Source organism: Pseudofrankia coriaricola, from assembly GCF_032027725.1.
Lineage (GTDB): Bacteria > Actinomycetota > Actinomycetes > Frankiales > Frankiaceae > Pseudofrankia.
In genome coordinates this window covers 1-18061 of the sequence record NZ_JASNFO010000086.1, presented here as the reverse complement: position 1 = coordinate 18061, position 18061 = coordinate 1, and the positions used below count along the sequence as shown (strand labels likewise).

The 18061-nt window shown below is 71.9% G+C and carries 16 protein-coding genes and 1 pseudogene; 9 read left to right on the top strand and 8 right to left on the bottom strand.

Going from position 1 to position 18061, the window contains the following annotated elements; all coding sequences use genetic code 11:
• The coding region (locus QOZ89_RS36325) for an SDR family NAD(P)-dependent oxidoreductase (protein WP_312628428.1) at positions 1-695 on the top strand (695 nt) is incomplete at its 5' end.
• Between the two features lie 63 nt (positions 696-758).
• Here the strand turns inward: QOZ89_RS36325 and QOZ89_RS36320 are convergent.
• Positions 759-1799: a serine/threonine-protein kinase gene (locus QOZ89_RS36320; RefSeq protein WP_312628426.1), complete on the bottom strand. Its 1041-nt coding sequence runs from the start codon at positions 1797-1799 to the stop codon at positions 759-761.
• A gap of 346 nt (positions 1800-2145) precedes the next feature.
• The gene (locus QOZ89_RS36315; RefSeq protein ID WP_071051995.1) at positions 2146-2454 is read right to left on the bottom strand and encodes a DUF1272 domain-containing protein; all 309 of its coding nucleotides are present in this window, start codon (positions 2452-2454) and stop codon (positions 2146-2148) included.
• 257 nt (positions 2455-2711) lie between these two features.
• On the opposite strand from QOZ89_RS36315, the gene QOZ89_RS36310 reads away from it, so the two are divergent.
• Both QOZ89_RS36310 and QOZ89_RS36305 read left to right on the top strand, forming a co-directional pair.
• Positions 2712-3398 (top strand): DJ-1/PfpI family protein, encoded by a 687-nt coding sequence (locus QOZ89_RS36310; protein ID WP_083419484.1) that lies wholly within the window; start codon positions 2712-2714, stop codon positions 3396-3398.
• A gap of 514 nt (positions 3399-3912) precedes the next feature.
• Positions 3913-4188 carry a hypothetical protein gene (locus QOZ89_RS36305; RefSeq protein ID WP_071051996.1) on the top strand — a complete coding sequence of 92 codons (276 nt, stop codon included), beginning with the start codon at positions 3913-3915 and terminating at the stop codon, positions 4186-4188.
• Positions 4189-4434: 246 nt separating this feature from the next.
• Here the strand turns inward: QOZ89_RS36305 and QOZ89_RS36300 are convergent, their stop codons facing one another.
• From QOZ89_RS36300 to QOZ89_RS36290, 3 genes and pseudogenes are all read right to left on the bottom strand, one after another.
• On the bottom strand, positions 4435-4884 hold the full coding sequence (locus QOZ89_RS36300) for a peroxiredoxin (RefSeq protein WP_071051997.1): 450 nt from the start codon (positions 4882-4884) through the stop codon (positions 4435-4437).
• A gap of 200 nt (positions 4885-5084) precedes the next feature.
• A complete protein-coding gene (locus QOZ89_RS36295) occupies positions 5085-5624 on the bottom strand; it encodes a LuxR C-terminal-related transcriptional regulator (protein ID WP_491723688.1) in 540 nt (179 codons plus the stop codon).
• A 181-nt stretch (positions 5625-5805) separates the two neighbouring features.
• Positions 5806-6090 (bottom strand): annotated as a pseudogene (locus QOZ89_RS36290) (ATP-binding cassette domain-containing protein); the annotation flags it as partial.
• 276 nt (positions 6091-6366) lie between these two features.
• Between QOZ89_RS36290 and QOZ89_RS36285 the strand changes: the two are divergent.
• Positions 6367-7500 (top strand): methyltransferase, encoded by a 1134-nt coding sequence (locus QOZ89_RS36285; protein ID WP_312628419.1) that lies wholly within the window; start codon positions 6367-6369, stop codon positions 7498-7500.
• A gap of 223 nt (positions 7501-7723) precedes the next feature.
• Complete coding sequence (locus QOZ89_RS36280; protein WP_071051998.1) at positions 7724-8815, top strand: SDR family NAD(P)-dependent oxidoreductase; 1092 nt, start codon at positions 7724-7726, stop codon at positions 8813-8815.
• Between the two features lie 60 nt (positions 8816-8875).
• Here the strand turns inward: QOZ89_RS36280 and QOZ89_RS36275 are convergent, their stop codons facing one another.
• Positions 8876-10138, bottom strand: a complete 1263-nt coding sequence (locus QOZ89_RS36275; protein WP_071051999.1) for an amidohydrolase family protein — start codon at positions 10136-10138, stop codon at positions 8876-8878.
• A 105-nt stretch (positions 10139-10243) separates the two neighbouring features.
• Between QOZ89_RS36275 and QOZ89_RS36270 the strand changes: the two genes are divergently transcribed.
• The gene (locus QOZ89_RS36270; RefSeq protein WP_241842141.1) at positions 10244-11335 is read left to right on the top strand and encodes an AraC family transcriptional regulator; all 1092 of its coding nucleotides are present in this window, start codon (positions 10244-10246) and stop codon (positions 11333-11335) included.
• Here the strand turns inward: QOZ89_RS36270 and QOZ89_RS36265 are convergent, their stop codons facing one another.
• Complete coding sequence (locus QOZ89_RS36265; RefSeq protein WP_241842142.1) at positions 11336-12637, bottom strand: MFS transporter; 1302 nt, start codon at positions 12635-12637, stop codon at positions 11336-11338.
• 523 nt (positions 12638-13160) lie between these two features.
• On the opposite strand from QOZ89_RS36265, the gene QOZ89_RS36260 reads away from it, so the two are divergent.
• Positions 13161-15089 carry a glycoside hydrolase family 3 protein gene (locus tag QOZ89_RS36260; RefSeq protein WP_083419499.1) on the top strand — a complete coding sequence of 643 codons (1929 nt, stop codon included), beginning with the start codon at positions 13161-13163 and terminating at the stop codon, positions 15087-15089.
• 303 nt (positions 15090-15392) lie between these two features.
• On the opposite strand, the gene QOZ89_RS36255 is transcribed toward QOZ89_RS36260, so the two are convergent.
• Positions 15393-15623 carry a helix-turn-helix transcriptional regulator gene (locus QOZ89_RS36255; protein ID WP_312628414.1) on the bottom strand — a complete coding sequence of 77 codons (231 nt, stop codon included), beginning with the start codon at positions 15621-15623 and terminating at the stop codon, positions 15393-15395.
• Between the two features lie 330 nt (positions 15624-15953).
• Between QOZ89_RS36255 and QOZ89_RS36250 the strand changes: the two genes are divergently transcribed.
• Entirely contained in the window at positions 15954-16214 is a 261-nt protein-coding gene (locus QOZ89_RS36250; protein WP_312628412.1) for a hypothetical protein, read from the top strand.
• 166 nt (positions 16215-16380) lie between these two features.
• Complete coding sequence (locus QOZ89_RS36245; RefSeq protein WP_312628410.1) at positions 16381-17994, top strand: IS1634 family transposase; 1614 nt, start codon at positions 16381-16383, stop codon at positions 17992-17994.
• The last annotated feature ends 67 nt before the right edge of the window (positions 17995-18061 follow it).

Genomic DNA, 18061 nt, shown 5'->3' with positions numbered 1-18061 from the left:
GCGAGCTCGCCCGCCAGGGCGCGGCCGTGGCGCTCGTGGCCCGCCGCGGGGACCGGCTGGACGCCCTCGCCGCCGAGATCGCCGACGCCGGCGGCAGCGCGCTCGCGCTGGTGACCGACATCACCGACCAGGCACGGGCGATCGCCGCCGTCGAACGGACCGTCTCCGAGCTCGGCCGGCTCGACACGGTGGTCAACAACGCCGGCGTGATGCTGCTCGGCCCCGCCGTCGGCGCGCCCGTCGAGGAGTGGGACCGGATGGTCCGGCTGAACGTGCAGGGCCTGCTCTACGTCGCCCACGCCGCGCTGCCGCACCTGATCGAGGCGGCCGAGAGCGAGCCGCGGCGGGTCGCCGACCTGGTCAACATCAGCTCGGTCGCGGGCCGCCGCGCCACGGCGTTCTCGGGGGTCTACAACCTGACCAAACATGGCGTGAACGCCTTCACCGAGGCACTACGCCAGGAGGTCACCGAACGGCACGTGCGGGTGTCGGTCGTCGAGCCGGGCGCCGTCGGGACCGAGCTCACCGACCATCTCCGCCCGGAGATCCGCGAGACCGCCCGACAGCGGTTCGCGGACGTCGAGATGCTGCACGCCCAGGACATCGCCGACGCGATCGCCTACATCGTCACCAGCCCGCGCCGCGTCGCCGTCAACGAGATCCTCATCCGCCCCACCAACCAGCCCGGCCCCTGACACGCCCCGAGCCCGGCGGTAAAGGCATGGGTAGGTCGACAGATCACGTGGTGGCCCGTGGGATCAGGTGGTCGCCCGGGGAATCGAGTGGTGGCTCGGGGGATCGACCGGTGGGCCGATGTCCCTCGTCGTCTCGGGGTCGAACGGCGCCGGCTCGTCGTCACCGGCCGCGTCGACGTCGCCGTCGGGCCCGAGGCCATCAGAGTCGAGGTCGTCAGGGTCGGAGCCGTCGGACTCGGGGTTGGCGGGGTGGGCGTAGCCTTCCTGGACCAGCCTGAGCGTCAGGTCGTCGACGGCCTCCTGCCCGCCAGCGAGGCGGACGAGGCGGCGACGCAGGTCGTCGACGCTCGGTCGCGCGTCCGGGTCGACGGCGATCATCGCCGCGAGGGCCTTGACCAGCTCCTCCGGGACGCCGGACAGGTTCGGCGGGTTGTAGGGGTCGACGATGGCCGCGAGCAGCGCGGACGCGGCCCGGTCCGGGTAGAGGATGTGCCCGCTGGCCGCGTACACCAGCGTCGCGCCCAGCGCGTAGACGTCAGCCGCCGTCGTGTCGTCCCGGCCGGCCACCTGCTCGGGCGCCCGGTAGGCCGGCCCGAACGGCTCGGCCAGCACGGCGAGCCCGGCGTCGACGGCCTTCGGCCCGTCCGGACCGAGGATGACGTTGCGCGGCTTGAGGTCGCGGTGCAGCGATCCGGCTTCATGGAGCTCGCTCAGCGCGTCCGCCAGCATGACTCCGAGGGCGGCGGTCAGCGGCGCGTCCAGTGGGCCCTCGCGCAGCACGTGCTCACCCAGCGTGCGCCCCGGGACGTACTCAGTCGCGAGCCAGGGCGGGTCGCCGTGCAGGTCCGCGTTGTCGAGCCGGGCGGCACGCGGGCCCGTGACCCGGTAGAGCGCCCGGACCTCGCCGGCCAGCCGCCAGCGGGCGTCGTCGCTCGCCAGCAGGGCCTGGTTGATCACCCTGAGCGCGACACGCTTCCCGGACGCCGACCTGGCGAGATAGACCCGCCCCGTCCCGCCGACGCCAAGCCGCGCGTCGAGCCGATACCGGCCAACCGTCTCCGGGTCGGACGGCAGCAGCGGCTGCGCCACCATCTCCTCCGCCACCGCGGCCCACCGGACCGCCGGACCGCCATGCCAATGATCTGCGCCCCCCACCATGCCACGGACCCCCGGACGAAGCCGCAAAAAGGGTGCCAAAGACGCCCATGATTACCCGACCTCGCCGCCCGCACCACCACCGCCGCCCGCCAACTACCGGCACATCCCAATCCCGGCCAACGCCACACCCACCAATGTCGACCACCCATGATCACCCGTGATCACCGCGAACGTGTCCTGGCGGTTGTGACATCGCCGAATCCACGGCCACGACGACACGTTGGCGACGGTCAACGTGCCGGGACGACACGGCGCGCAACGTGCCAGGACGGCACAGTGTGCCGGGACGGCGCTAGCGGTGCGCCGGCCGGATGTGCGCAAGCCGGTCTGACAGGGCCGCGATCTCCTCGGCGGAGTACGACAGGTGGACCCTGGTCGTGGACGCCGGACGTGTGGCCAGCGACAGGCCTGGGCGCCACTCGCCGACCGGCCGGATCGGGCGCGGCGTGAAACCGCCACCGCAGTTCGGGCACACGTCGCACAGCCTGCCGACGCAGTCCGCGCAGAACGTGCACTCGTAGCTGCAGATCATCGCGTCCTGGGCGCCAGCCGGCAGGTCCTTGTCGCAGTACTCGCAGTTCGGGCGCAGTTCGAGTGCCATCAACCAATTCTCACCGACACCCTGACGGTCGCCAAAGCCGCCAGACCCACTCGACGTGGACGCCCTCCTCGTCCTCGCTCCCACCATCGCCGCCGCCAGCGCCAGCCACCACCGCCAGCACCAGCCCTGACAGCCGGCCGCGCCGCCGCCGGCCAGCCGCGCCCGTGCACACATAAGGGCACGGGACAACGGAAATTCCGCCGGAGACCGTCGCGATCCCGACTGTCACCCCCCGGCCGGGCGACGACGCTGGAGACATGCCGCCCGCAACGCAGCCGACGCCATCAGCGCCATCAGCGCCTTCCAAGCCGCTGCGCGTCGACATCGTCGTGTTCGACGGGGTTGACGAACTGGACGTCGTCGGCCCACTGGAGGTCTTCCGCAACGCCGAGCGCATGGACTGCCGGCTGACCAGTCGGCTCGTTACCCGTAGGCCGGTCGCCGAGGTGGTCGGGAGCTATGGGCTCCGGTTCCGGCCGGACGCCGTCCTCGAGCCTGGCTGCGACGTCCTGGTCGTCCCGGGTGGGAACTGGATCGCCCGGGGCGAGACTGGAGCCTGGGCGGAGGTCCGCGGTGGCGAGCTCCTTGGGCCGCTGCGCGCCGCGGCCGAGCGGGCGTCGGTGACGGCGGGCGTCTGCACGGGCACCCTCATCCTCGCGGCGGCCGGCCTCGTCGGCGGCCGGCCGGCGGCCACGCATCACGCCGCCGTGGCGGACCTGGCCGGCTACGGTGCCGCCGTGACCGACGCCCGGGTCGTCGACGACGGCGATCTCGTGACCGCCGGTGGCGTCACCAGCGGCATCGACCTGGCTCTCTGGCTCGTCGAACGCTTCTTCGGCGCCCACTACGCGGACGCCGCCGCCGAGCGGATGGAGTATCGCCGTACCCGGGCGGTGACGACCCACGGCAAAGGCCCTCGCGATCAGCGCGACCGTCTCGGCTGACCAGCGAAGACCGTGCGAGAGACGGCCCGGCTACCAGCGTCCTCATCTCTCCCACGCCTACTCCGCCAGCCCCACCAGCCAGCGTGAGACCACCGCGGATGCCCGGCCGGACGCCCCCCGGGCGAAGCACGGGTACTGGCCGGCCGGCCGGCCCGGCCAGCAGGTGCGCAGGGCTGCGTGGTGGCCAGGCGGACCATAGAGCGGACCAGCGGAGCAGGAGCGACGCTCACCCTCGACCGAGCGGCTGGGACGCGGGCGGCCGGCTCCGCGAGCCCGCCCAGACTTCCGTGATTGCGTGGAAGAGAAGAACAGCTCAGATCCGGATCTCGTTGCGGTTCTGTCGGGCGACGCCTAGCGTGCTGCGCCGAGCGCCGAGGGATCGACTTGCCCGCGGCGCTGGCTCCGAGCTACGCATTCCCAGGCAGCTGAACGACGCGCGGCGCACCGTGCTCACTCCGGAGGACTCCATGGCCCGCGGCGGCGATCTCCCACCCCACGCCTCGGGTCTCGTGCCGTGACCGGGGAGAAGGAGCGAAACGACGCCGACGACTTCACGGGGGTCAGCCGCGGCGGAGCGGTCCTTGTCCTGACGGTTGTGGCCCTCGCTCACCCGTGGCAGGCGCTCAGGGAGCTGCTCACGGTGGCCCGTCACCTGGTCCGCCAGGCGTTCAGGCTCGCCATGACGCCCATCGCGCTGGTGGGCGCAGTCCTGGCGGGGCGCCGGAGAGACCGACGCCCAACCTTCGAGGACTACCTGCACCGCGCTGGCGACGAAGGGGACCACCCGTGACCGCGTGACTGAGGTCGACGGCCACGGGCGCACGGTCCCGCCAGCCCGGCCGGGCGACTCCCAGCAGGAGTGAACGTCACTCCCGCCAGCCGAGGCTCCCGGCCGGGCGGAAGCCGAACGGCCGGCCGGTTGTCCGCTGGTTACGCGCCCGTCAGGATGCACGTCAGCCGTGTGCGTACCGGGCCGGAGGCACTCACGTCCAGACGGCCCAGTTCGAGAAACCGTCGGGCGTGGTCGAGGCGCTCGCTACTTCGCGGCCGACCGGAGCGCCTCCAGCGCCTCGTCCGCATGCCGGTTCATGGCGAACTCGGACTCGATACGTGCCAGCACCACCCCGTCCGCACCGAGGACGAAGGTGGCGCGCTTGTTCGGGCCCCGCTTACGGCGGACGCCGAACGCGTCGGCGATCATCCGATCCGTGTCGGCGATGAGCGGGAAACCGAGCGAGTGCTTCGCGCTGAAGGCCGCCTGCTTCTCGACGTCGTCGGCGCTGATCCCGACAAGGCCCGCGCCGACGCCGGCGAACTCGTCGGCCAGGTCACGGAAGTGACAGCTCTCCTTGGTGCATCCGTAGGTCATCGCCGCCGGGTAGAAGAAGACCACCAACGGTCCCTTGGCCAACAGGTCGGACAGGCGCAGGGTCGCACCCGTCTCGTCCACCCCGGACAGATCCTCGATGCGGTCGCCGACGTTCATTTCCGGCCGTTCCTCTCCTCATGTGACCGGCGGCGCAGGCCGCGGGACGCGCACTCCGTACCTGTGCGCCAGTCGCCGGGTCCAGGCCGAGCCACCGGTCGATATCCTCCACCGCCAGATGCGGTCCCCGCCACGCGCCGGCGCGGCCCGGCACGGCTCCCAGTGCCCACGAATCAGGCGGCGGGAACGTATCCGTTAGCTCACGGCCTATCAGGTAAGCACCAAGGTGCCGGCGATGTTCCCGAGCCGCCCCAGGCAGGTTCGCCCGCGACGACGACGCCGTTCTCGTAGGCGAGCACCACGGCCTGGACCCGGTCGCGCAGATTGAGCTTGGTGAGGATGGCGCCCACGTGGCTCTTCACCGTCGCCTCGGTCACGACCAGGCGCCCGGCGATCTCGGTGTTCGACAGCCCGCGGGCGACCAGCACCAGGACCTCGCGCTCACGTGGTGTCAGGTCGTCGAGCAGGCCGGGCGGCGTCGGCGGCCGGGTACGCGCGGCGAACGTCTCGACCAGCCGCCGGGTGATGGCGGGCGACAGCAGCGCGTCGCCAGCGTGCAGGACGCGGATCGCCTCGATCAGGCGCTCGCGGGAGGCGTCCTTGAGCAGGAAGCCGGCCGCGCCCGCGCGCAGCGCGCCGAACACGTATTCGTCCAGGTCGAAGGTGGTCAGGATGAGCACGCGCGGCGGTGGGGTGATCCCGCGGGCGGTCAGGTGGGCGGTGGTCTCCACACCGTCCATGCGCGGCATGCGGATGTCGAGCAGGACGACGTCCGGACGCAGCTCCTGCGCGCACCCGCGTCCGGGGCAGCCCGGCCATGGCCGCCAGCGAGCGCAGGTGCGCGCGCGCCGTGCGGCCCGGATGGGCGCCGCAGGGCTCGGTGAGGACCCCCAGCGTGCGCGCGTCCCGCGCCCGCCCCGCGCGGCCGTGCAGCAGCACCCGCCCGGTGCTCGCCGTGGCCAGTCCACTGATCACCTTGAGCGCCGTGGTCTTGCCGGCGCCGTTGGGCCCGAAAAAGCCGGTGATGGCCCCACTGCGCACACCGAAGGACACATCCTCGATCACAGCCCGCCCGCCGTAACGTTTCGTCAGCCCTTCGGCGGCGATCGCGATGCCGGCCGTCGTGGTGCCTGCGGTGCCTGCGGTGGCCGTGGCTCTGGTGCCTCGGGTGGCCGCGGCCACCTCCTCCGTTCGTGAAATTCCCATGGCCGGAAGAATCCGGCCGGCCGATCTCGCGGTCATCGGCATGCGGACCAATCTCTGGACTCGACCGTGGTCGGAGGCCGGGCGGGCGCCCGTCCGCCCAGGGACGGAGACGGCCCGCCGGCGCGGCGCGGCCGGGGCGAACCGTTCTCACCTCACCCGCGCTGTCAAAATCTACACACCTGTGGCAGTTTGCGGGATTGGACGCTCAAGGATAGGAGAAGAGAAGGTAAACGAATTGCCGCGGGACGACGCGGACGACAAAAGGAGCACTGCCCTATGCGGCGACACCTGGACGATGGTCGGGCCCGGCCGGACCTGACACCTCTCGAGGAGCCTCGCCGTGGCCCCGCCGCCGGCGGCCCGGCCCGCCTGGCGCCCATCGCCGGCCGCGTCCCGGCCCGCCCCCAGGTGAGCCCCCGGACTGGTCCCGGGGCCGGCGCGGCCGGAGTCGATGCCGCCGCCACCCTGAGCACCGTCGACACCGTCGACACAGTCGACACAGTCGACACAGTCGGCGTCGACGACCGCGCCGTGAACCGGGATTTGGACCGGGACCCGGGCCGAGGCCGAGCGGGCCGCCGGGCCGCTGGCGGGCGCGACGGCGGCCAGCTTCTCGCGATGATCGACGGCGTCCCCGACTACGACTACGTCGCCCACACGGCGACGCTGCGGGGTGTCGTACGGCAACGTCTCGTCACCAGGGCGCTGCGTGAACATCTGCCGCCCGCGCCCGCCCGGATCGTCGACATCGGCGGCGGGACCGGCGTCCAGGCGCTCGCGCTGGCCAGGCTCGGCTACGACGTGACGGTCTGCGAACCGGACGAACGCATGGTGGACGAGGCGACGCAGGCGTTCGCCACCGCACCCGAGGACATCCGGGACCGGATCCGGCTCGTCCAGTGCGGCGCGTTCGACGTGGCCGGCCGGGTGGGCACCGGCTTTGACGCCACCCTCTGCCACGGCGTCATCATGTTCGTCCCCGAGCCGGAGGCGCTCCTTCGCGCCCTCGTGCACCTGACCCGCCCCGGCGGCACCATCTCGGTCGTCGGCAAGAACGGGCCCGCCCTCGCGCTGCGCGCCGGGCTGCAGGGCCGCTGGCGCGACGTGCTGACCCAGCTGGCGGACAGTGGCCGGAGCCGTGCGGACGGAACGCCGCCCGAGCCCGTCGTCCTCGGCCCGGCTCCGGCCAACAGCGCCGACGACCCCTCCCTCGTCAGGGCCGTGCTGGTCGCCCAGGGAGCCGAGCCGCTCGCCTGGTACGGAATCCGGACCTTCACCGACCATCTCGCCGACGAGCCCACCACCGCTGACCTCGACGACATCGTCGAGGCCGAATGGGTCGCGGGCACCCGCGACCCCTACCGGCAGGTCGCGCGCCTGGTCCACCTGGTCCACCGCCGCCGGCCCTGACAGGGAGACCGCGCCGGCGGCCGGCCCGCCCAAGCCGTGGTGCCCGAGGCTGGTGTCCGAGGCTGGTGCCCGAGGCCCCGAACCAGCACATGCCGCCGGCCGGAGCGGCGGCGCGGGGAACGGCATGAAGCCGTCGGTAGCGGTTCCCAGCCGGTCGACACGTCGATATCAGCATGGTGACAATGCGACTCCGGGCAGCGGACAACGCCTTACGGTCGGCGTTGTGGAGCAGCAGAAGGTCATCGTGATCACCGGGGCGAACGGCGGCATCGGTGCAGCGGCGGCGCGCGAGCTGGCGCGGCAAGGGCACCGACTGGCACTGGTCGGACTCGAGCGGGCGGACACCGAGCGGATTGCCGCCGAGCTCGGGGCGACGGCCTATACCGCGGATTTCTCCTCATTCGCGCAGGTGCGCGAGCTGGGCCGGCGGCTGCTGGCCGACCTGCCGCGCATCGACGTCCTGGTGAACAACGCCGGGATGATGAGCGGCACGCGGCACGCGGTCACCGAGGACGGCAACGAGTGGACGCTGCAGGTCAACCACCTCGCGCCGTTCCTCCTGACCCAGCTGCTCGCCCCGCGCCTGGCCGAGTGGGATGGCCGCGTGGTCGTCACGGCGAGCCTGATGAGCAGCAGCAGGCTCGCCCGTTTCGACCCCGAGCGGCTGAGCAACGGCCGCCGTTACCGGGCGCTTGACGCCTATGCCGCCTCAAAGCTGGCGAACATCGCGTTCGCCGCCGAGATGCCCGCCCGAATCGGCGCGGTCAGGGCTGTGTCGTTTCACCCGGGCATCGTGCGCACGAACTTCGGGGCCGAGGGCCCGATGTTCGTGCGGACGTTCATGCGCTCCCCGTTCCGCGCGTTCCTGCGCTCGCCCGAGCAGGCCGCCGACACGCTGGTGTGGCTCGCCACCGTCGACGGCACGCGGCTCATCGACGGCGCCTACTACTTCGACCGCCGCCCGGCCCGACCGAACCCGCTCGTGTACGATGCCCGGTTCCGGCGCACCCTGTGGCGGCGCACATCCGAGCTGGTGAACGCGCCTGGGCTGCACGCGCCGATGGTCGAGGCCGCGCCGGCCAACACCACGCAGCTCAACGCCGTGCCGGTCAACGCCATGCCGGCGGCCGCGTCGCTGACCGATGCGGCCCGGTTGGAGGCCACCCGGTTGGAGGCCACCCGGTTGGAGGCCGTCCGGGTGGACGCCGCCCGGCTGGAGGCCGCTCGGCTGGAGGCCGTATGCGCGGCGCTGGCCGCCGTTCGGCAGCGAGCCGGCGAGCCCGCTTCGCTCACCGCGGGAGCTCTCCGAGGATGACGAAGGGCCCGGGGGCGGCTTCCGCCCGCCCCCGGGCCCCCGTCTCGTCCGCTTCGCTGGCTACGCGGCCGCGGCGTGCTTCTCGGCGTAGCGACGGGCCCACTCGGCGCGGGGGACGACGTCCGTCTCCACGTCCGTGGCGGTGGCGCGCAGGGCGCCGACCGTGGTCTTCTCCCTCGGGATCTGCGCGAACGGGTCCCAGTTGAAGAAACGGGAGGCGTTCTCCCAGGTGATCTTGTTGATGTCCGCGTCGTCGGCGCCGACGTTGTTCAGCTCGTTCAGGACGAACTCGGGAGCGTTCGGCCAGATCGAGTCGGAGTGCGGGTAGTCGCACTCCCAGGCGATGTTGTCGATGCCGATCTCGTGACGCAGCTTCAGCGTCGTCGGGTCGGTGACGTAGCAGGCCAGCGTGTGCTCGCGGAAGACCTCGCTCGGCAGCTTTCCGCCGAAGTCACGGCGCAGCCAGCGCTGGTTCGTGTAGTGGCGGTCGCAGCGGTCCAGGTAGAACGGGATCCAGCCGATCCCGCCCTCGGAGAAGGCGAACTTCAGGTCCGGGTAGGAGCGCATCGCCGGGCCCCACAGGACGTCCTGTGCGGCCAGCGCCGAGATCTGGCAGGCCAGGATGATCAGGTTGTCGATCGGCGCGTCCGGCGCGCCCTTGATGGCGCCGAATCCCTGGCCGATATGCAGGCACCAGACCAGGCCGTTGTCGGACATCGCCTGGAACACCGGGCCCCAGTAGTCGATGTCGTGGTAGCTCGGCAGGCCTTCCAGGTGCGGCTGCTCGGGCATCGTGACGGCCTTGACGCCCCTGGCCGCGACCCGGCGGATCTCGTTCACCATCAGCTGGGGGTCCCAGGTCGGCAGCAGCGCGATCGGGATGAACCGGCCCGGATAGACGCCCGCCCAGCCGTCGATGTGCCAGTCGTTGTACGCCTCGATCATCGCGACGGTGATCTCGTCCTTGTAATGGGTGAGATGACCGGCGGAGAAGCCCGTGAACGTCGGGAAACACATCGAGGCGAGGATGCCGTTGCGGTCCATGTCGCGGACGCGGTCGTGGATGTCGTAGACGCCGGGGCGCATCTCGGCGAAGTTCGCCGGGTCGCGGCCCCACTCCTCGGCGGGCCAGGAGACGACGGCGTTCAGACCGGAGACGCCGGTCGGGCGGCCGCGGTAGATCCACCGCTCGATGCCGTCCTCGCCCTTCATGACGTGCGGCGCGAGGTCCACCCACTTCGCCGGCACGCGGCCGTCGAACATGTCCGGCGGCTCGACCACATGATCATCGATGCTGACCAGGATCATCTCGTCGATGTTCATCTGGCACTTACCTCCTCTGTCGCGGGGCGACGGGGCCTAACGGTCGGGCGCGGCCAACGACTTCGGCCTGCGTCCGGCCCCCTGCTAGTTGTACGCTTCGTCACCATGTCCGTCTCCGCACGTTCGGCCAGGAATCCCACCGAAACGGCCACGGACCAGGCTACGGCACCGACCACCGACGCGAGGTGGGCGGCCGAGGGATCCCCGTCGCGGTCCTCGCCGTCCCCGCCCACCGCCGACCTGGGGCGGATCAACCGCGGCACGGTCGACCTGCGCCAGGGCGGGGCCGCGCTCGGCGGCGGCTACCAGTACGTGGGCGAGCGGCTGGTCACCGGCTGGCACTCGCACGACCTGCACCAGATCGAGTACGGCGTCTCCGGCGTCGTCGAGGTAGAGACCGCCGCCGGCCACTACCTCCTGCCACCACAGCAGGCCGCCTGGATCCCGGCGGGCCTGGAGCACCAGGCGACGATGAACACCGCGGTGCGCACGGTGTCGGTGATGTTCGACCCGCGCATCGTGCCGCACCCCGGCGACCGGGCCCGTATCCTCGCCGTCTCCCCGCTGATCCGGGAGATGATGCTCTACGCCCTGCGCTGGCCGATCGCCCGGCCGGAGTCCAACGAGATCTCCGACGGGTTCTTCCGGACGCTCGCCCACCTGGTCGCCGAGTCGCTCGAGCACGAGGAGCCGCTGAGCCTGCCGACCTCGGCCGACCCGGTGGTCGCGGCGGCGATGGCCTACACCCGTGAGCACCTCGACACGGTCACCGCGGCCGAGGTCAGCCACGCGACCGGGGTGTCCGAGCGGACGCTGCGGCGGCAGTTCGCCGCCGAGCTGGGCATGCCGTGGCGCGGCTACCTGCTGCAGGCCCGGCTGCTGCGCGCGATGGCGCTGCTCGCCGAGCCGGGGCCGTCAGTGCTGGACGTGTCGCTCGCGGTCGGGTTCGACAACGTCAGCGCCTTTGCCCGCGCGTTCGCCCAGCGCTGCGGCGAGACCCCGTCCGCCTATCGCCGCCGCGTGGCGGCCGGCGGGCCGAACGCGGCCACCCGGCCGGCGGCACCCAGCCAGGCCGACTACCCCGACTACTCCGGCTACCCCGGACCCGCCCACGCCGAGGCGAACGCCGATCCGCATACCCGGCTCGCGATCTCCAGCCCGGCCCCCGCTCGACGGACGGCCGGCCGACCAGGCTGATCACGGGCCAGGTACGGACAGATGGACTCCTGGGCTGTCCGCGATCGCCGGCGCGCTGGTGTCGGCGATCCGGCACGCGACCCGCCACCACAGGGCCAGCTGGACAAGCGCGAGCAGGACGGCGAACGGGAACAACGTCCAGGCTCCCGCGACCTGCAGCAGCGTGCCGGCAAGCCACGGCAGCAGGGCACCGCCGACGAGCCCGCCCGCGGTGAGCACCCCGATCGCCGTCGGGACGAGGCGCTCGGACGTCAGGCGCGGCGAGACCGCCATGGTCGTCGGGAAGATCGGGCCGAGGAAGAACCCGAGCAGCACGAACGCGGCGCTCGCCAGGCCCGCCGTGCTCGGCGCCGCCCATGCGAGCACGCCCGCGACCGCCGTCCCGGCCATGCACGCGTACATCAGGCCGGTCTGGGTCAGCCGCAGCCGGGCGGTGACCGGGGTGATGAGGAACCGGCCGGCGGTGAGGCCGAGCCAGTACCCGCTGGTCGTGTAGCCGGCCAGCAGGCCGGAGACGGACCGTTCCTCGACCAGGTAGGTGTAGCCCCAGTTGCCGACGGCGATCTCCAGCCCGACATAAACGCCCAGCATGGCCGCGCAGAGCAGCACCACCGGCTGGCGCAGCACCGCGGGAAGGGCGGAGGCCGGCCGGCCGTCGCCCGCCGCCGGCCCGCCCGCCGCCGGTGGCGCCGCCAGCAGTGGGTCGGCGGTGCGCGCCGGGAAGGTGACGGCACAGGCCGCGACCGTCGGCGCGAGGATGACCCCGAGGACCAGCATCGCCGTCGTCCAGCCGGTGAACGTCAGCAGCCAGGCCGCCAGGAGCGGCCCGAGCAGCGCGCCGACACCGAAGAAGGCGTGCAGCCGGTTGAGCAGCGCGGTCGCCCCAGGCCGGGTGGCGAGGTAGATGTTCAGGACGCAGTCGAGCGCACCCATCCCGAAGCCACTCAGCAGTGAGAGCAGGACGAACGCGGCGAAGGGCGGCCGCGCCGCGGTGCCGAGCCACGCGCCGAAAAGCAGTGTGCCGGCGATGAGTAGCGCGTGGCGGGTGCCGAGCCGGCCGACGAGCGCCCCTGACAGGACGCTGGCGACGACATAGCCCGCGGCACTGGTGAAGAACGTGATGCCGATCGTCGCCTCGTCGACGCCGTAGTCCGTGATCTGAGCCGGCAGCAGCACACCACCTGCGCCGGAGGCGACGCCGATCACCACGAACAGCGCGAACGCGACGGCGACCGACCACCGCCCCACCGCTGCCACCGGCGGCGGCTCGTCATCGGCGGCGGCACTCGCGGCGGCCGGCACGGTCCCCCTCTCTGCCCCAGCCGCGGAAATGACGTCCCCCTCGCGCGTCCGGCGGCCGGATCCGGCTGGCGTCGCCGGCCGCGGGAACCCGCCTGTAACGAGTTCACCATCGCGGCCGGACCACGTCGCCGGATTCGGCCATGGGCATCGTCAGGACCAACGTTGCCCAGCCGGACGTCCCCGTCCAGCCAACTACCGGGGGGTTGCCGTCGCCGGCCAGGGGTCGAGGGCCCGCGGGCGCCGCGGGCCCCGCGGGCGCCTGGAGACGCGGATCGGCATCGTGGCGCCATCAGCGCGAGGCCGCGGAACGAGTAGCACAACCGGGGTGAGCGGAACAAGCATGAAAAACGGAAGTTAGCCGACGCGGGACGGCTTCCGCCCTACCGCTACGCCGAACGCCTGGCCGGCCGCCTCACAACGCCCACCCCCTGACCGTGCTTTCGGAACGCTGCCGGCGGGCGTGCCACGGCAAATACACACTGGATTCGGGGCGAGAATGACCGTTACCTGGTTGAATTCCTTCGTGCCGTCAGCCGGGCCGGCAAGGCCATCGACCAGACGGGCCAGACGCCGCCTGGTCACGCTCGCCGTCGCCGCGCTCGTCGCGCCCGCCGTTGCAGTGGGATGCTCGAAAGAGAAGGCGCACGCGGCTTTTCCCTATCTCGATCCGGCGCTGCCGGTCGACCGGCGCGTTTCCGACCTGCTCGGCCGGATGACACTGGAGGAGAAGGTCGGCCAGATGACGCAGCCCGACCGCGGCGCCGTCGCCAAGGACCCATCTATGATCACGTCGCTCGGGCTTGGCTCGGTGCTGTCCGGTCCGGCCCTGGTGCCCACCCACGACACCCCGTCCGACTGGGCCAACCTGGTCGACGGCCTCCAGTCACGCGCACTCACCACCAGGCTGCGGATCCCGCTGCTGTACGGCACCGACTCGGTGCACGGGGACAACAACCTCATCGGCGCCACGATCTTCCCGCACAACATCGCGATGGGCGCGACCCGAGACCCGGGCCTCGTCCGCGAGGCGGCGCGGGTCACCGCCACCGAGACGAGGGCGACCGGCCCTCAGTGGGTCTTCGCGCCCTGCCTGTGCGTCTCCCGTGACCTGCGCTGGGGCCGCACCTACGAGAGCTTCGGTGAGGACCCGAACCTCGTGATCCAGATGGAGACGATCCTGGAAGGGCTCCAGGGCAAGGGCGCCCAGGATCTCGCCGGCCCGACGCACGTTCTCGCCACCGCCAAACACTTCGCGGGTGACGGCGACACCACCTACGGGACGTCCACCAGTTTCGCCTACACGGTCGACCAGGGCGTCATGGTCACCGACCGCTCCCACTTCGACGAGGTCGACCTCGCACCCTACGTGACGGCCGTCGGGAAGTATCACGTCGGCAGCATCATGCCGTCGTACTCCAGCGTCGACTGGACAGAGGACGGCGTCGGCAACCCGGTGCGGATGAGCGCGAACAAGGAGCTGCTCACCGACGTGCTCAAGAAGAAGCTCGGGTTCGACGGGTTCCTCATCAGCGACCTGAAGGCGATCCAGCAGCTCCCCGGCGACTACGCCGCGCAGGTCCGCGCCGGCGTCAGCGCCGGGATCGACATGTTCATGGAACCCGACAGCGCGCCGCGGTTCGCGCGGACGCTGCTGGACGAGGTGCGGGCGGGGCGGGTCCCGGTGCCGCGCATCGACGACGCGGTCGGCCGGATCCTGAAGGCCAAGTTCGAGCTGGGCCTTTTCGAGCATCCCTTCACCAACCGTGGGAACATCGGCACGGTCGGCTCGCCCGAGCACCGCGCCCTTGCCCGCCGCGCCGTCGCCGAGTCACAGGTTCTCCTGAAGAACGACGGCGACACGCTGCCGCTGCGGTCCTCCCAGCGCCTCTATGTGGCCGGGGTGAACGCGAGCGACCTCGGCAACCAGGCGGGCGGCTGGACCACTACCTGGCAGGGAGCCTCCGGGGACATCATCCCCGGGACCACGATCCTGCAGGGTATTCAGCGCCACGCCGCCGACGTGACCTACAGCGCCGACGCGTCCGCGCCGACCGCGGGCCACGACGTCGGTGTCGTCGTCATCGGCGAGACCCCGTACGCGGAGGGCCTGGGCGACGTCGGCAACGGCCACACGCTGAACCTGTCCGACACTGACCGCGCGAACATCGACAAGGTGTGCGGCGCCATCAGCGCCTGCGTCGTCCTGGACGTCGCCGGCCGGCCGCAGATCGTCACCGACAAGCTCGCGAAGATGGACGCGTTCGTCATGTCCTGGCTGCCCGGCAGCGAGGGCGCCGGCGTCGCCGACACCTTGTTCGGCGACCGCTCCTACACCGGCCGCCTCCCGGTCACCTGGCCCCGCGCCGAATCCCAGGAGCCCATCAACATCGGCGACAAGAACTACGACCCGCTTTTCCCCTACGACTACGGCCTGACGACCTCCCGCCGCTGACCCGGCCGCCCACCCGGGTGGCGCTGGGCCGCCGCCCCACGCGACGCCGACACCCCAGCCAGCTCCCAACCCTTCACGCATACGCAAAGTAGTCAGCCACACACGGCTGAACCGGCCGCTGGCGGGCCAACGGAACTGGGTTGGTGCGTTTTCCCGGGGCAGCATCAGGCCCGAGACCCAGCCTGGGATTGCAGTTCCACCGCCAGCCCCGAACCGTGTCATCTGGGCCTGTCCATAGAGGGCGTGTGTTAGTCACTGACAATACGCTGCTTGCTACTGCAAGCGGAATCGCCGCGCATTTGGTCAGGTCTCGTCGTCCTGGGTCTGGCGGCTGGCGAGGCTGCGCCCGCGTCCGGGCCGGTCGCGCATCCATGCCTGGAAGGTCGACAGGCGCCAGCGGGGGCGGTCGGGCACCGACACGTCGTCCGGCGGCGGCATGCGGCCTTGGGAGCGGTAGCGGCGTAGCGTGCTCGGCTCGACTCCGGCCAACTCGGCCATCTCCCGATAGCCGAGCAACGGGTCTTCGCCGGTCACGGTGCGATCTTACGACTCCCGAAAATGATGGCGCGCCGCGCGGTATCCTTGGTAGGTAGGCGGTCCCGGTAGGTGTTCCCGCACCACACCGGGACCTTGATCACAGAGCTGTGCCAAGACAGGACGGTGACCCGTGTCCAAGCTTCCTCCACACGAGCAAAGCGACTGGCCTCGGCGCTGGCAGCCTGCGTGGATCGTGCCGCTACCGGACGGTGACGTCGCGCTGCGCCTGTACGCGGGTGCCCCGGCGCGCGACCTGGCGACGCTCGCCGGGCTGTTGCCCTCGGCGTCCTACGTCACCCATCGGCCGGTCACGTCGGGCGGCACTGCGTGGAGCTGGTCTTCCGGGACCGCGTGGCGGGTTCGTCGCTGTGGCGTGCCCCGGCTGGTCCGGTTCCCGGCGGTGCGGCGGACGCGCTGACGGTGCCCAACGACCTGTCGGGCTGGGTGCCCGACGTCGGCGCGGTGCCCGACCGTGGGATCACCCGGTATCAGTGCGCGCTGTGGGAGTTCCTCTCGGCGGCGCCCGACAGCGCGTCCGGCGCCCGATGGCGGACCTGGTCAGGCGGCTGCCGCCGGAAACGGTCATAGTCCTAGCGGATCTGCTGCGCGAACGGCACGCCCGGCACTGACACCCAGCCGACCCCTAGCCCTGTCCTTCGCACGTGCGTGTGATGGGCCAGCTACGTGATCTTTTGATCGTTCTGTGTCGGGCCTGCCGCGCCGCGGAGTGGTGGGCCTGGCACGGTTCCTGGCTGTGACGGCCGCGGCGGACTACGGGCCGCCGAGCGTCGAGAAGATGCTCGGCGCGCTGCCGGTCATCCGTGACTTCCTGCGCCGGCTCGATGTCGCCGGCACCGTCGGCCGGCTCTGCCCGGTCCGCGACATCGCCCGGCTCACCCATGGCCAGGTCATCGAGGTCCTGATCGCCAACCGGCTGACCTGCCCGACCGCGATGGTCCGCGTCGCCGACTGGGCGGCGGCCTGGGCGGTCGAGGAGGTCTTCGACGTCCCGGCGGACGCGCTGGGCGACGACCGGATCGCCCGGGCCCTCGACGCGCTCGCGGAGCAGGCCGACCAGGTCGTCGGCTCGATCGGCGCGGCCGCGGTCGCCGGCTTCGGCCTGGATGTGTCCCAGGTGCACTGGGACATGACGTCGATCTCCCTGTACGGCGCCTACCCCGAGACGGATCCCGACTACGCCACGCCGCGGTACGGCCATCCCAAGGACCGTCGGCCCGACCTCAAACAGATCCAGACCGGGCTCGGGGTCCTCGCCGACGGCGGGGTCCCGCTGGTCGCGAGGGCCTACGACGGTGGCGCGGCCGAGGTCTGTCAGGTCGTCGGTGCGCTGCGCGCCCTGCGGACGGCCGCCGGCCCGCGCCCGTTCCTGCTGGTCGGCGACACGAAGCTGGTCTCCTACACCAACCTGTCCGCGCTCGTCGCCACCGACGGCGCACGGTTCATCGCCCCGGCGCCCAGGAACGTCGTGCCCGCGACCGTGCTCGCCGCCCTCGACGTGACCACCGCGGCCCCGGTCGACTACGTCGCCGTCCGCGACCGGGAGAAGTTCGCCCACCAGCGGGCCTTCTACCGGGCCTGTGAGGGCCGGACCACGGTGCGCGGGCCGCGGAAGAAGGATCCGCCGCTGGTCGTGCGCACCGTCCACGTCTGGTCGTCGGCCAGAGCCCAGGCCGCCGTGTCCGCCCGCCGGCTCAAGCTGGCCAGGGCCACCGACGAGCTCGACCGGCTCGTGCGCACCGCCGGCACCCGCTACCACCCCGACGAGCAGGCGGTACGGGCCCGTGCCGAGCAGGTCTGCCGGTCCCGCCGGGTCACCGGCCTGGTCCACTACGAGATCGACGCCGATGAGGCCAGTGGGAAGACCACCTTCACCTGGGCGTTCGACGAGACGGCCCTGGCCGCCGAGGCAGCCAGCGACGGCTGGTACGCGCTGCTGACGAACCTGACCGTCGCCGAGGCGGACGCGGCCGAGGTGCTGCGCCGCTACAAGGGGCAGGAGAAGGTCGAGCGCCGCTACAGCGACTACAAGGGGCCGCTCGCCGTCGCGCCGCTGTTCCTGCGGTCCAACCAGCGGATCGACGGGCTGATCCACGTGATCTGCCTGGCGTTGCTGGTCTTCAGCCTGATCGAACGTGAGGTCCGCCGGGCGATCGCTCCGGCCGAGAAGCTGCCGGGTCTCTACGCCGGGCGGCCCGCCAGGCCCACCGGCCGGCTCGTCTTCGAAGCCCTCGCCGCGCTGCGCCTGGTTCCCGCCATCGGCGGCCAGCCCGCCTACATCCCCTGGCCGGGGACGTTGCAACGCCACCTGCTCGACCTCCTCGGAGTCGACCCCACCCAGCCTCCATGATCGAAAAACGTGATCACCGGGGCGGGTAGGGGCACCAGAATCCGATGTGCGAAACACAGGACTAGCG